We start from the raw sequence: 13,845 nt of genomic DNA on the forward strand, positions 1-13,845 counted from the left end.
TTGGATACCAGATTTATAAAATCACACTTATAAATCGCTCAATAAAGCCTTTTTATTGTGTGGCTGTTGATAACTCGATAAATTTAATTATTTGGCATATCAATATACCGTAAATGTACGTAGAAGGTTTACTTACAAAGGGTTATAATAGTTACGATATAGGTGTAGTATGACGGCCAAACGGGCTTATTTGCTACAATTACTTGCTTATTGAACGAAAAAAATTTACCTTTTATCCAGGCAACCAAAAGGGTAATTACCACGATTGGTATATATTAATCTCTAAAAAACAGTTTTTGTTAACTGCCGACGAATTAAACCTTCAGATAAGGGGATGCGCCCTTAACCAAAGAGAGAGCCAGAAAAAATTGTACAACTCTTTCTATGGTTATGCTATGTCTATATGTGACCGCTATACCAGCCGCGACGAAGATGCTTCTGAAATTTTGAACGATGGTTTTTTGAAGGTTTTTAAAGAGATCCACCATTTTAAGCCTGCCTATACTGATGTAGTAAGTTCCTTTAAAGGCTGGCTGCGTAAGATAATGGTTTACACTGCCATTGATCATTTCCGGAAAAATAATAAGCACAAGAACGTGGTGGAGTTGGAAACTGCCGTGGTACATTTACCGGTGGAAACGGAAACTGCGTTTGATAAAATATCGTATGATGAGATCATAGGCTTTATACAGGATCTTTCACCTGCATATCGTACTGTGCTGAATCTTTTTATAGTAGAGGGCTTTAGTCATGAGGAGATCGCCACGCAACTGGGCATTTCGGTGGGTACATCCAAATCGAACCTTGCTAAAGCGAGGAAACAGTTGCAGAAAATATTGTACAATCAAAATAAAATATCAATAGCGCAAAATGCCTGATGAAGAAATAGATAAGTTGATTAGGGATGCAGCCGGCCAGCACCATCCTCCCTACGATGATACAGCGTGGGGAAAGATGGAAGTATTGCTTGATAAACACCTTCCGCAAAAGAAAGACAGGAAAAAGCCTCTTATCTTTTTGCTGTTATTTTTATTGGTGGGAAGTGCTGTATTTTTTGTTATTCAAAACCGGGGCGGAAACAAAAGCCCTGTTATCACTGCAGGCAGTGCTGATAACAGCAAAGAAAATACTGCCGGTGCAAGCAATGGTCCCGTAAACAACAATAGCAATAACAACCCTGCCACAACAAATACTGATGCGGTTGATAAAACCATGCCCGGCCAGCAATCAACTGCGGCTGCAACACAGCCATCACCATCTGCAACAGGAACAGGCAACAATAACTTGCAACCTGTACAGAAAGACAACAGCAACAATATGGCCGCTGTAGCTGGCGATAAGGATGTTGCCTATGCAACCAGCAAAGCAAGAAAACACCAACAGAAAGGGCGTGTCGCCATTAAAATAAAGAAACCAGGTGTTGCCACAGACAGTGAAGAAGATAAAGACAATGTAATCAATAATGATAAACAGCCTTTGAACAATGGTGGTAAAACATCTGTTGCCACCAAAGCGCCTGCTGCCACCGGTGCAGATGATGTTGTTGACAACAATACCGGGAATAATACCAACCCTGTTGATGACAAGAACATTAAAAAAGATGATGTTGTAGCAACTATTGTAAAAGATTCTGCGGATAAAACAGTTGCAGTAAAGAAAGAAACTGAAAAGAATGTAACGGAAAAAAATAAGACCGGTGATAAAGCAGCAGAGAAGAAAAACGACAAGAAATTTGGTGATAAATTTGCCATCACACTTTCTGCCGGCGCCGATATGAGTTATGTTAGCCTGGCCAATGCCGGAAAAGTAAAACCGGTATATGGTGCTGGCTTAAGTTATGCCATCAATAAACACTTTACTGTGGCTTCGGGCGTTTATGTTTCCAAAAAAATATACGAAGCTAAACCATCGCAGTACAAATTCGACTATGCGTACCCGTCAAGTCTTGTAAACATCAAGGCTGATTGCAACGTTATGGAAGTTCCTGTTAGTGTTTATTATAACTTCCTGCAATCTGGCAAGCACAATTGGCTGGCTGGTATCGGTCTTTCATCTTTCTTTATGAAAAAAGAAGATTATGAATACCAATACGTTTATGCAGGTGGGCAAACCTACAGTTATTATCACAGCGTAGATAATGAGAATAAGCATTATTTTTCTGTGCTTACTTTATCTGCAGGGTATCAATACAAGCTCAACAATTTTATTTCTATTACTGCTGAACCTTATCTTAAGTTACCGTTGGGCGGTGTAGGCGCCGGCAAGATCAAACTGAACAGTACCGGTTTATTATTCACTGCTTCGGTAAGGCCATTTGCCAAGAGAAAATGACCTGATCTTTTAAAGACAATCCCTATAGGTTTTCTCAATAAAACAAAGGGCTTCTAATTAAAGAAGCCCTTTTCTTATTAAAGCATGACAAGAGAGGAGACTATTGTTTGTTATTATTTCTTCTTTTTATCCCTGAACAATACGAAATTTCTTGCAATGGTAAAGCCCCAACGATACTGACCCTTACCCCATGTAGTGAAAGTGCGTGGTATGAACCTGTTCTCTAAAATATTGGTGCTGTTGGTAAAGTTCAGGTGGAACATGTGGCCGGGTGTAACAATTTCAACGCCTATGCCGAACACATCGTAACGACTGGCATCATATAATCCTGCGTACTGTTTTTTTAATGCTGCTTCGGATGCTTTGCTACGGAAGGCATGAAAATAATCCGCCACCAATACAAATTTCTTTGTTACCGGTAAACGTACCCCTCCGCCCAATGCAAACATACTTTTCTGATCGTTGGTCACTACATAATTAGTATGTACATAAGTAGGATTTAATTGCAGGCTGATCTTTCCGAATTTTCTTGCGATCATTAATTGCACCACCTGGCTTAGCCTGTCAGAAAAATTCTCAAAATGATTTTCTTTTATTTTTAATTGTGCAGCACTGGTATTGGTATCTGATTTAGCTGTGGATACCACCATGTTGGCAAACAATGTTAATGAGATAGGATGTTTGGGATCATTGTCCATCTGTTTTAAGAACTGGTATTTGATACCGGTCTCTATTAACTGTGTAACGTTACCGCCGCCCTTTGTTCTTGACAAGAATACATTCAGCTTATCTGTCAAACCCGCCTGGAATGCGATCTTTACATCGGTGGCGCCATCCAGTCCAAAAAAAGTTCTGATACCTCCATTCGACCCGGATGCATCTCCAAAATTGTGCACCACTTTAAATTCCAGTATGCCTTTGTGTAATACTTCTACCGTGTTGGCATTTATTAATTTCTGAGAATAAAAAACTTTTGTAGGTGTTCCTGTGGGTGGCTTTTCATCCATCGAGTTCATCAGTTTTGATACTGCGGTATCTTCCTGTGCAAACAAACTGTTAGCAGCCAGTATGGAAACTAAAAGGAAAAATTTTTGCATATAGTGTAATTTGATTTAATTACTTATCGCAGTAAATAATAGAATGGTTGCCAGTAATGTTGCTTTGCGGGATGCTGCGCTTTACGCCAATAATTTAAAACCCTACATTTGCGCTGGTATCTTTTAAAATAATACCAGCATGGAGAATAAAAAGATCATTCAGGTTAGCGCTTCTTTTGAGCAGGGCGCCGCATTATTCTCCTGGCTTAAAAAATTTGCACAGCATAGTGATGAGCAGTTTGCTTACTGGGATGAATTTGCATTTACCACTAACAGCTTACCCGAATGCGATGGTATACTGGTGCTGAACAATCCTTCGCAAAAAATAAATACCCGTTGTTTCCCGGAAAATGTACTTGCTTTTATGATGGAGCCGGGTATTTACAGTGAACATCCCTGGATGTTTAAACGGCTGGATCAATATGCCAAAGTATTTTCTCCTGTTGGTGCTTCTTCCAATACCATTGTGTCGCATGGTTTTATGGGCTGGTATTTGCAGCAGGATCATGCTGCTTTGTCTGCTTTAGCTGTACCGGAGAAGGAACGCATGTTATCCTGTATCGCTTCTGATCTTGCCAAATTAAAGGGGCACCGCCTGCGCCTGAATTTTATTAATGAACTGAAGAGTGCGTTGCCGCAGATCGATTTTTTTGGCAAGGGCACTCATTATATTGCCGATAAAATAGACGGCTTGTTACCTTACCGTTTCAGCATTGCTATGGAGAATACGGCTGCGCCTTATTATTTTACTGAAAAGATCCATGATTGTTTCCTTGCTTATACAGTGCCGTTATATTATGGCTGTAAGAATATTGATCAATTTTTTCCTTCCCGATCTTTCATCCGTATTGATATTGAAGATGTTCCTGCTGCGATAAAAAAAATAAAAGATGCCATTGAAAAAAATGACTGGCAGGAGCGGTTGGGCGCATTGCAGGAAGCGAGGGAACTGGTGCTGAACCGCTATCAACCCCTTGCAGGTGCCGCTGGTATTTTAAGGCAAACACAGCCTTCCCAAAGGCAAATGGTGCAGCTGAAACCAGTACCTGACAGCTTTATCAAACAACTCCGTAAAATGTTGCCGCTGAAGCAATAAAAAAATAATCCCGAGGCATCCCCCCGTATAATTATTGCGATTGTATTAGTATCAAAATGCTGAATACGATGTAATAATTTTACATGAGAAAAAAATTCTTAGATGATGTATCCGCCAGCAGCCTGCAGGTTATTTTTAACCAGGGGCTGGGGCTATTGATATTTCTACTTACATCAAGGTTTTTAAGCAAGCCTGTTTATGGCGAGTTTAACTGGTCGCTGGCGGTAATGGCTTTTGTTACTGCGGTGCTCAGCCTGCGCCTGGAGCAAATTGTAGTAAGAAAAGTTGCTGCAGGCGATGACCCTTCAAAAATGCTCAGCCTGTTCCTATGGCACAGTATTTTTGGCGGCGTATTTTTTTATGCAGCACTTTTAATTGCGCATATCATCTTTCCTGCATTTTTTCAGCAACACAATCTTTTATTATTGCTGGCCATCAGCCAGCTTACCAGTTTTTTTACTTCGCCATTTAAGCAACTGGCCAATGGCCAGGAATTTTTTCGCCCGTTGGCCATCATGTCTTCTGTTGCAAATGTGATCAGGGCTGTATGGCTTTTGATCATTGTTCTTTTTAACAGCATCGATATTCAGCAGGTAATTATTATTTACATTGTTTCGGCGTTGGCAGAACTGCTGGTGTGCTTTTATATTGTTCAGTTCCGCTTGAAGGTTGCCGTAAAAACGAGCTGGTCGAGCAAAGATTATTTTTTATTGCTGCAGGAGTCTTTGCCACAGATCGGTGTGGTTTTTTTAAATGCGTTGATCGCCCGTTTCGACTGGATATTGCTGGGCATCTGGTGCAGCAGCGTTGTTACTGCAGAATATAGTTTTGCTTATAAAGTTTTTGAATTGTGCCCGCTGCCGATGCTGATATTAGGACCGATCTTACTCAGTCGCTTTTCCCGCTATTTCAGCAACCATACTGAAACATCGCTTACCGAAAAGAAAAGAGAGCTGGGTTTTTTTATCCGTTATGCCATGATCGCTGCCACACTGCTGCCGCTGATGTTAAATGTAATATGGGGTCCGGTTGCAGATGTGCTGACCGGTTATAAATATGGTGCGGTCAATAAAATCACTTTCCTGTTATTGTCTTTATGCATTCCCTTCCAGTACATGATCAATCTTTTATGGACCATACAGTTTGCGCAGAATCATCTTAAAAGAATTTTAAAGATAACCGTGATCACCGGTATCGTGATCGTGGCGGGAGACCTGTTGATGATACCCTTATTGAATGCTAAAGGCGCCGCCACCGTTTACCTTGTCGCCACCACAATTGAATACCTGGTTTACCTGCGCTCCTCCATATTGATAAAAATAAAAGAGAGCTGGCTGTCTGTAGCTGTTTGCCTCGGTATTGCTCTTGCAAGTGGTTTTGCCGTGGAATACCTCCATATACCACTCGTGATGAAATTACTGGCAGCAGTGGCCTTGTACCTTTTGCTGCTTGTTGTTACCCGGCAGGTAAAGAAAAACGACTGGAAGCTGGTAAGAGAATGGGTGTAAATTTTTATACAAAGAAAACACATGAAACTACCGTTGATACATACACTAAAAGAAAAAGCCCGGCAGGTGCACTGGCTCCTGCTGGTCTTTTTAATACTGGTGCTGAATGTAAAGCTGGTGATAAAAGTAGTGGCTGTCATTATTGGTATCGTACTCAACCGTAAAGATATCAGCCTGAAAAATATGCTGCAGCAGCGTTATTGCTGGTTTTATTTCAGCATGATCGGCATTGGTATTATCAACGTTGCATTACAATACAAAAGCATTTCTACGGCTTATCTTGCCACAGCAGCCCTGGGTGTTACCTTCTGGGCCATGAGCGCTGTAATTGCATACCTGTTGTATACTATTGTTAAGAACGAAGCTCCTGAAAAGCTACACACAACGGTCAGCCTGTTCTTTTTACTGCATGCTGTTGTTATCTTTTTCAATTTTGCCGGCATTATGTTCGAAACAGGCTCGATCAATCCTTACACTTATAAAGGCCTGAATCAGAAATATTATATCAGCACCGGCGATTTTATCAGCGGTATCAGTTTTGATGCCCCGGTCACCACGGCTGTTATTGCTGCTTTCGGCATGTTGTATTTTTTATACCGCAGGCAATTCCTGCTTTGCCTGGTGAGCATGGCGGCGCTATTGTTGATCGCCAGCAATTTTACCAACCTTATTTTAATTGCCGTACTGGTATTCGCATTTATTTTTTACAGTAATAAGCTGCAGAAAAGTTGTATCCTCATTTGTTTGGCAATGCTGGTGTTATTCATGGCAAAAATTTCGCCACAGAATAATGAGCATGTGGGCCGCATCTTTTACCATCTTATTGATAAGCCTTACGACCTTCCCCCTGAAAAAGTAATTCCTTTAAGTGTATTAAAGAAAGAACCGGACAGTGTGCTTTCTTTTGATCAAAGAAAGCTGAAGTATGCACAGAATTATATTGACAGTATGAGTGCGATCAGGCTGGGTGTTACTGCGGCTGCACCCACAATAGCACCGGCTGCAATTGTAAAACCAGTTGTTATTCCCGGTGTTAAACCAAAAGACAGCGGCTTTTTCCAGTTTCATGAAAGTGTAGGTATTGTTGAAAAGATAAACCGCTACAGCAATTTTATTGCAATTTCTTATGATACCGTTTTGCTGGACAGTCTTAAAAAAATGTACGACTGGAAAAAGCCCGGTAAATGGATCGCCGGTAAGGAGTTGTTTGCTTTTTTGAAAACACATCCTTCAAAAATTTTAACCGGTGATGGCATTGCTAATTTTGCTTCCCGCCTGGCTTTTAAAGCCACTTTGCTGAATACAGCCGGTGCTTATCCTGCAAGGTTAAAATATATTCATCCCGATTTCCTGTATAATCATTTATACCTGTACCTCTATTATCATTCAAAGGATCAAAGCCAGCATGAAGCTTCCAATACACCCGATGCCGTGTATTACCAGGTGGCGGGAGAATATGGTTTGCTGGGCATCGCTTCATTAGTTTTTTTATACTTCGGCTTTTTTTTAAAGCGTGCCCGTAAAATGAGTTTCGGATTGCCGCTGTTGCTGGTGCTGGGCGGCGCATTCTTTGCCGAATATTGGTTTGAACAATTTTCTATCGTTGTTTTATTTGAATTATTATTCTTTCTGGATATGAAAGAACTGCGCCGGGAGGAGCACCCGCTATGATACCCACTATCACTGTACTGATGCCTGCGTATAATGCTGCAAAATATATTGGTGAAGCGATCAGTTCCGTATTGCAGCAAAGCTTTGGTGATTTTGAATTACTGATCATTAATGATGGCTCTGCTGATAACACAGTGGAAGTGATCAACTCTTTTACTGATGAGCGTATCAGGATCATTCATCAAACCAACCAGGGCGTTGCTGCGGCATTGAATATCGGCCTGCTGAATGCAAAAGCAGAGCTTATTGCCCGTTTTGATGCAGATGATATCTGCCTGCCTGACCGATTGGAAAAACAACTGGAATTTTTCTTATCCCATCCCGCACATGTGCTGGTAGGCAGTGATGCTGACTATGTGGATATGAATGGTGCATTTATATACCGGCAACCTTTTGCTGCTTATGACGATGAATCGATCAGGCAATTGCCGGCATCTGTTTGTCCTTTTTCGCATGTTACTGTTCTGTATAAAAAAGAAGCGGCCATTAAAGCAGGTATGTACGATATCAATGCACACAGTTTTGAAGATCATTTACTATGGCATAAGATAATGCAGTTGGGCAGGGTGGCCATTATACCGGAGGTTTTGGTAAGAGTAAGGTTCAACCCGGAATCTGTTACTATTGACGACACCTGGAGGAGCCGCCGGTTCAGGAAAATAAAATATGCGTCTATTGGTAATGGTTATATCAGTCGTGAAAAAGGGGATAAATTATTAAAGATCATCCGGCAGCAAAACACCGGCTCTATAAAAAAGGGGGCTTATTATTCTTTGCTGGCCAAAAAATTCCTGTTCAATAATTATAACCAGGCCGGCGCCCGTTTCAATATTGTGCAACTGATAAAAACCTGCCCTTTAAAAATGCAGGGTTACCTGTTGCTGGGTTTATCTTTTTTTCCTGAAAGAATACTAAAAGCGATCTATAAAATAAAGTAACAGATGCGCAGGATGCTGAATAAAATATTATCCAGGTTAAAAGGCGGTTCTTTCGAGATTGACAATGCTATGCCGGTGTCTTACCTGCTGTCGCTGTTGTTTTCAAGAACGGTAATGTGGTTAAGAGGGTTTTTCAGTGGTGTAAAGGGTGGCGGTATGTTATTTATCGGCAGACGTGTTACTATCAAAGCAAGATCGAAAATAAAAGCGGGTCGATTGGTGACCATTAACCATGGATGCTATATCGATGCTTTATCAACGCAGGGTATTGTGCTGGGCAATAATGTTTCACTGGGCAAAAAGGTTACGATCGAATGTTCCGGCAGCCTGCAATGTGTGGGCAAAGGCATTACAGTGGGGAATAATGTGGGGTTGGGTGCCGATAATTTTTTTGGTTGTGCCGGTGGTATTGAAATTGGCGATGATACCATCATGGGCAATTTTATCAGTTTTCATGCAGAGAATCATAATTACAGTGATGCCACTATACCTATACGGCTGCAGGGTGTTACACACCAGGGTATAAAAGTGGGGAATAATTGCTGGATCGGTTCCAAGGCAACTATACTGGACGGAGCAACGATTGAAGATGGATGTGTGATAGCAGCTGGGTCGCTGGTGAGATCGGGTGTGTATAAGGCAAATGGTATTTATGGAGGTGTGCCGGCAGTTTTAATTAAACAAAGGTTTTAGCAGTAATGCAGATACAATGAAAGTAGTTTTTATAACAAGATCAACATTGCACTCGGTACCGGGTGGCGATACGCAGCAGGTGCTGCAGACTGCCCGCATGCTTAAGATGTTGCAGGTAGAAGTGGATATTAAGCTCACCCACGAAAAGATTGATTATAAAAAATACGACCTGCTGCATTTCTTCAACATCATCCGCCCGGCTGATATACTGGTGCATATTCAAAGATGTGATAGGCCTTTTGTGGTATCGGCCATCTGGATCGACTATTCTGTTTATGATCAGCAACAGCGCAAAGGGTTTGCCGGTAAGCTACTGCGCATATTACCTAAAGGCAGCATTGAATACGCAAAGACCATTTACCGGTGGTTGATGCGTAAGGATAAACTGGTGAGCAAAAGTTATTTGTGGAAGGGACAACGCAGCAGTATCAGGTATATAATGAAAAAAGCGGCCGGCATTTTTGTACAATCCAAAGATGAATACCATGACCTTGTAAAACAATATGCTGTTAAGTCGCCTTTTACTGTGATACAAAACGGGATTCGATCCTGATCTTTTTGCGGCTGACAGCAATGCTGTAAAAAAAGAGAATACCGTTTTATGTGTTGCCCGGATCGAAGGCATAAAAAATCAATACAATCTTATAAAGGCTTTAAGTGATACAGATTACAGTCTTACATTGATCGGTGATGCTGCTCCTAATCAAAAAGATTATTACGAAGCATGCAGGAAGATCGCATCCACTAATATTTCGTTCATTGATTTTTTACCGCAGCAGCAATTACTGCAACATTATGCTGCTGCAAAAGTGCATGTATTGCCCAGTTGGTTCGAGGTATGTGGCCTCTCATCACTGGAAGCTGCGGCGATGGGTTGCCAGGTGATCATCACCAGCAATGGCTATGCTTCTTCTTATTTTGGTGACGCCGCTTTTTATTGCGATCCTTCAAACCCCGAAAGCATTTTTAATGCCGTAAAAAATGCAGCTGCGGCAAACGAAAGCAGTACCCTTTCAAAAACTATTTTTAATAACTATACCTGGAAAAAAACAGCAGCGGCTACACTGGCTGCTTACAAAAAAATAACCGTACAATGCAATCATTAAATATAGCAATAGTAGGCTCCCGCGGTATACCGAATTTTTATGGCGGTTTTGAGCAAATGGCCCAGTACCTGGCCGTTGGGCTATTGAATAAAGGGCACCAGGTAACTGTTTATAATTCGCACAATCATCCTTACCAGCACGATGTATGGAATGGCGTAAGGATCATTCATTGTTTTGATGCAGAGAGTATGATCGGTACTGCAGGTCAATTTGTATATGACCTGAATTGTATCCGTAATGCAAGAAAACAGCATTTTGATGTGATCCTTTTTTTGGGATATACCAGTAGTTCGGTGTGGGGGAAATTATTTCCTAAAAATGCTGTCATCATTTCCAACATGGATGGTATGGAATGGAAAAGAGATAAATACAGTAAGCCGGTACAGCAGTTTTTAAAGTACGCCGAAAAACTCGCCATTAAATACAGTCATTTTTTTATTGCTGATTCTACTGTTATACAAACTTATGTGGAAGAGAAATATTATATCAAAAGCAGGTATATCCCTTATGGCGCTGAAATTTTTGAAGATAAGAATGAAGCCGTGCTTACCAAATACGGCGTTTCAAAATCCAACTATCACATGCTGATGGCAAGAATGGAACCCGAAAACAATATTGATATGATATTGAACGGTTTTCATTCCAGCAATTCAGAAAAAAAATTCATCGTGATCGGTAACTACAATAATTCGTATGGCAAATTAATGTACCAGAAATACCACGGTGATAAACGCATACAATTTCTCGGTGGCATTTTTGATGCAGATATCACCAACACGCTACGGGCATTTTGTAAGCTGTATTTTCACGGGCACAGTGTGGGCGGCACTAATCCTTCTTTGCTGGAAGCAATGGCCAATGGGTCTATCATTGTTGCACATGACAATCCGTTTAACCGTGCCGTTTTAAATGGCGATGCCTATTATTTTAAAACTCCCGAGGATGTAACCAAGCTGGTGCTGCAAAGCAACGGGCATAAAGAAAGCGCCCTGATGGTAAAAAACAATTTTGTAAAGATCGATAAAGAGTATAACTGGCCCAATATTGTAAACCTTTACGAAGATTTTATTATGGAATGCTATAACCGTTCTAAAAAATGAGAAAGCTGCTTTTTATAGAAGAAACTACAGCCAACAGGATCAGTTATTACCTGCTGCTGTGTTTTCTTATTGCGCTCCCTTTTGATTTTTTTTACAGCGAATTGCTGTTGATATGTTTTGGCCTGCATACCATCATTCATGTTGAAAGCCCCTCCTGGAAAAATATTTTCAGCACCCGTGTACTTACTCTGGTGGCTGTTTTTATAGTAGGTTTATTAGGTATTTTATACAGCAGCGGCAGGTCCGAAGGTTTTAATGTTTCCGGTCGGCAGTCAGCCATTCTTATAATTCCCGTTTTATTTGCCATCAGCAATATAAACCTGGAAAATTACCGGTTGAACCTGGTGTGCATTTTTGGTTTTACTTGTACTATCACCGTGCTGTATCTTTTTGCAAGTGCATTATCTGAGATAAGAAGCCTGCATCTTTCTTACAGCTCTTTGTTCACCGCAAGGTTTATGAACCATCGCTTTTCCTTGCCCATTAAACTGCATGCCACTTACCTGTCGATGTATGTTACTTTTTCGCTGTTGGCATTTTTGTACCTTTTGTTCACCAATAAAGAGCTGCGCTACAAATGGATTTATATTTTTTGCTGTATCGTTTTAGCAGTTGGTATGCTGCAGCTATCTTCCCGTGCTGTATTCATTTCTTTCCTGGTCATCATCAACCTGTTGTTCCCATTTTTTGTCTTTAAGGGTAAAAAGCGATGGTTGTTTTTAACCTGTAGCCTTTTTATTTCGGCAGCTACATTATTTGCCATAGAAAAAACAGACTCGTTTAAAGAACGTTATATAAGCAATCTAAAAACAGATCTTAGTTTAAGTGGTGAGCAGCAACTGGTGGAAGATGCTGAGCCCCGCTTTGCAAGATGGGAAGCCATTATGCAGCTGGTAAAAGCTTCACCGGTGATCGGGTACGGTAGTGGCTCGGAAAAAGAATTATTGAGCAAACTTTTTTTTGATAAAAAAATGTTCGTTGCTTATCTCAACGAATTCAATGCGCATAATGAATATCTCAGTTTTTTAATTAAAACGGGTATTGTCGGTCTGGCCCTGTTCCTGTTTGTTTTATACAGCGGGTTCAAAACAGCATTTCAAAATAAGGATATTTTGTTCCTGGTCTTTTTAGGTATTATCAGCATGGTTTCTCTTTCAGAAAACATATTAGATGTGAATAAAGGCGTCTTTTTTTACAGTTTTTTCTTTTCTCTTTTCTTTATCAACAACAAGGCAAAATTGAAAAGCGACACATGATTTAACAATTAAAACAGGCAACCGCATATAAATTTTTATCGTTTACCATTAAGCAAACAGTATTAAAATGGATTAGCTTTCCGTAGTAGTTATTACCTATAATGAAGAGAAGAATATCAGGCGTTGTATACAATCCGTTCAAAAAATAGCTGATGAAGTTATTGTGGTGGATTCCTATTCTGACGATGCCACGGTGGAGATAGCACAATTTTTGGGCGCCATTGTCAAGCAATCAAAATTTGATGGTTATATCAGCCAGAAGAATAAAGCCATTGCATTGGCAAAACACCCGTATGTTTTATTGCTGGATGCTGATGAATCTTTAACAGAAGAACTTGCCAATTCCATCCTGGAAGAAAAAAAGCATTTTACTTTTAAAGCCTACAGCATGAAACGCTGCAGTATTTTTTGCGGCAGGGAGATCAGGCATGGCTTGTGGTACCCTGATAAAAAACTCCGCCTGTTCGATAAAAGGCTGGGCAACTGTGGTGGCATGAATCCGCACGACAGGATCGTGATGCCCGAGGGCACAGCTGTAAAATTATTAAAGGGCGATATGATGCATGCCGCATTTGCCAGTATAAAAGAATACCAGCGCAGGAATGAACAGATCAGCAATGTTATTTCGCAGTCCATGTATGATGCAGGTGCCAGGAAATATCGCTTTAAGATCATCATCAATCCCTTGTGGGCTTTTATAAATGGTTATATACTAAGGTTGGGCTTTATTGAAGGACGTGAAGGATTTATCATTGCCGTATTGGCGGCACAGCAAACCTATTTAAAATACCAAAAGCTGCGGGAACTGCTGCAGCAGGAAATACCGGGAGTAGCGTATGCTAACAAACAAATCCGTTAAGCTTTGAACAATACAGCGCATAACATATTAAAGACATTGGGGTATTTCGACCTGTTCCATTACCCGCTCACGGCAGAAGAGATCTGTATGTTCCATCCTGAAAACATTGCTGCAAGCGCCATTGCTGCAGAACTGGAAATGCTGGTGAATGAAAAATTTATTTTTAAACTCGACAGTTTTTACAGTTTGC

General features: G+C 40.7%; 12 protein-coding genes and 1 pseudogene. 12 read left to right on the top strand and 1 reads right to left on the bottom strand.

Annotated features, from left to right (window positions below; genetic code table 11):
• Positions 1–296 precede the first annotated feature (296 nt).
• On the top strand, positions 297–878 hold the full coding sequence (locus QM738_RS05110) for an RNA polymerase sigma factor (RefSeq protein ID WP_462275599.1): 582 nt from the start codon (positions 297–299) through the stop codon (positions 876–878).
• Positions 871–2,331: a hypothetical protein gene (locus tag QM738_RS05115; RefSeq protein ID WP_462275600.1), complete on the top strand. Its 1,461-nt coding sequence runs from the start codon at positions 871–873 to the stop codon at positions 2,329–2,331. Before QM738_RS05110 ends, QM738_RS05115 begins: the two co-directional genes overlap by 8 nt.
• A 113-nt stretch (positions 2,332–2,444) precedes the next feature.
• Here the strand turns inward: QM738_RS05115 and QM738_RS05120 are convergent, their stop codons facing one another.
• A complete protein-coding gene (locus QM738_RS05120; RefSeq protein WP_462275601.1) occupies positions 2,445–3,428 on the bottom strand; it encodes a DUF5777 family beta-barrel protein in 984 nt (327 codons plus the stop codon).
• A gap of 139 nt (positions 3,429–3,567) precedes the next feature.
• Between QM738_RS05120 and QM738_RS05125 the strand changes: the two genes are divergently transcribed.
• From QM738_RS05125 to QM738_RS05170, 10 genes and pseudogenes are all read left to right on the top strand, one after another.
• Entirely contained in the window at positions 3,568–4,524 is a 957-nt protein-coding gene (locus QM738_RS05125; RefSeq protein ID WP_462275602.1) for a glycosyltransferase family 10 domain-containing protein, read from the top strand.
• A gap of 83 nt (positions 4,525–4,607) precedes the next feature.
• Positions 4,608–6,032: a lipopolysaccharide biosynthesis protein gene (locus tag QM738_RS05130; RefSeq protein WP_462275603.1), complete on the top strand. Its 1,425-nt coding sequence runs from the start codon at positions 4,608–4,610 to the stop codon at positions 6,030–6,032.
• A 21-nt stretch (positions 6,033–6,053) separates the two neighbouring features.
• On the top strand, positions 6,054–7,703 hold the full coding sequence (locus QM738_RS05135) for a hypothetical protein (protein ID WP_462275604.1): 1,650 nt from the start codon (positions 6,054–6,056) through the stop codon (positions 7,701–7,703).
• On the top strand, positions 7,700–8,641 hold the full coding sequence (locus tag QM738_RS05140; RefSeq protein ID WP_462275605.1) for a glycosyltransferase family 2 protein: 942 nt from the start codon (positions 7,700–7,702) through the stop codon (positions 8,639–8,641). The genes QM738_RS05135 and QM738_RS05140 overlap by 4 nt, the downstream gene beginning before the upstream one ends.
• A 3-nt stretch (positions 8,642–8,644) precedes the next feature.
• Positions 8,645–9,334, top strand: a complete 690-nt coding sequence (locus QM738_RS05145) for an acyltransferase (RefSeq protein WP_462275606.1) — start codon at positions 8,645–8,647, stop codon at positions 9,332–9,334.
• A gap of 16 nt (positions 9,335–9,350) precedes the next feature.
• Positions 9,351–9,887, top strand: a complete 537-nt coding sequence (locus QM738_RS05150) for a hypothetical protein (RefSeq protein WP_462275607.1) — start codon at positions 9,351–9,353, stop codon at positions 9,885–9,887.
• Positions 9,888–9,912: 25 nt separating this feature from the next.
• A pseudogene (locus QM738_RS05155) lies at positions 9,913–10,440 on the top strand (glycosyltransferase); the annotation flags it as partial.
• Complete coding sequence (locus tag QM738_RS05160) at positions 10,428–11,540, top strand: DUF1972 domain-containing protein (protein WP_462275608.1); 1,113 nt, start codon at positions 10,428–10,430, stop codon at positions 11,538–11,540. The pseudogene QM738_RS05155 and the gene QM738_RS05160, both read left to right, overlap by 13 nt.
• Positions 11,537–12,796: an O-antigen ligase family protein gene (locus tag QM738_RS05165; protein ID WP_462275609.1), complete on the top strand. Its 1,260-nt coding sequence runs from the start codon at positions 11,537–11,539 to the stop codon at positions 12,794–12,796. Before QM738_RS05160 ends, QM738_RS05165 begins: the two co-directional genes overlap by 4 nt.
• 91 nt (positions 12,797–12,887) lie before the next feature.
• Positions 12,888–13,655, top strand: coding sequence for a glycosyltransferase family 2 protein (locus QM738_RS05170; RefSeq protein ID WP_462276699.1), 768 nt, complete (start codon positions 12,888–12,890; stop codon positions 13,653–13,655).
• Positions 13,656–13,845: the final 190 nt, after the last annotated feature.

The sequence above is a fragment of the Ferruginibacter sp. genome, from assembly GCF_049840995.1.
Classification (GTDB): Bacteria; Bacteroidota; Bacteroidia; order Chitinophagales; family Chitinophagaceae; genus Ferruginibacter.

Bases quoted from the DNA above. Each gene is read 5' to 3' on its own strand.
- QM738_RS05115 (WP_462275600.1), top strand. From the start codon at position 871: ATGCCTGATGAAGAAATAGATAAGTTGATTAGGGATGCAGCCGGCCAG.
- QM738_RS05120 (WP_462275601.1), bottom strand. From the start codon at position 3,428: ATGCAAAAATTTTTCCTTTTAGTTTCCATACTGGCTGCTAACAGTTTG.
- QM738_RS05125 (WP_462275602.1), top strand. From the start codon at position 3,568: ATGGAGAATAAAAAGATCATTCAGGTTAGCGCTTCTTTTGAGCAGGGC.
- QM738_RS05130 (WP_462275603.1), top strand. From the start codon at position 4,608: ATGAGAAAAAAATTCTTAGATGATGTATCCGCCAGCAGCCTGCAGGTT.
- QM738_RS05135 (WP_462275604.1), top strand. From the start codon at position 6,054: ATGAAACTACCGTTGATACATACACTAAAAGAAAAAGCCCGGCAGGTG.
- QM738_RS05140 (WP_462275605.1), top strand. From the start codon at position 7,700: ATGATACCCACTATCACTGTACTGATGCCTGCGTATAATGCTGCAAAA.
- QM738_RS05145 (WP_462275606.1), top strand. From the start codon at position 8,645: ATGCGCAGGATGCTGAATAAAATATTATCCAGGTTAAAAGGCGGTTCT.
- QM738_RS05150 (WP_462275607.1), top strand. From the start codon at position 9,351: ATGAAAGTAGTTTTTATAACAAGATCAACATTGCACTCGGTACCGGGT.
- QM738_RS05160 (WP_462275608.1), top strand. From the start codon at position 10,428: ATGCAATCATTAAATATAGCAATAGTAGGCTCCCGCGGTATACCGAAT.
- QM738_RS05165 (WP_462275609.1), top strand. From the start codon at position 11,537: ATGAGAAAGCTGCTTTTTATAGAAGAAACTACAGCCAACAGGATCAGT.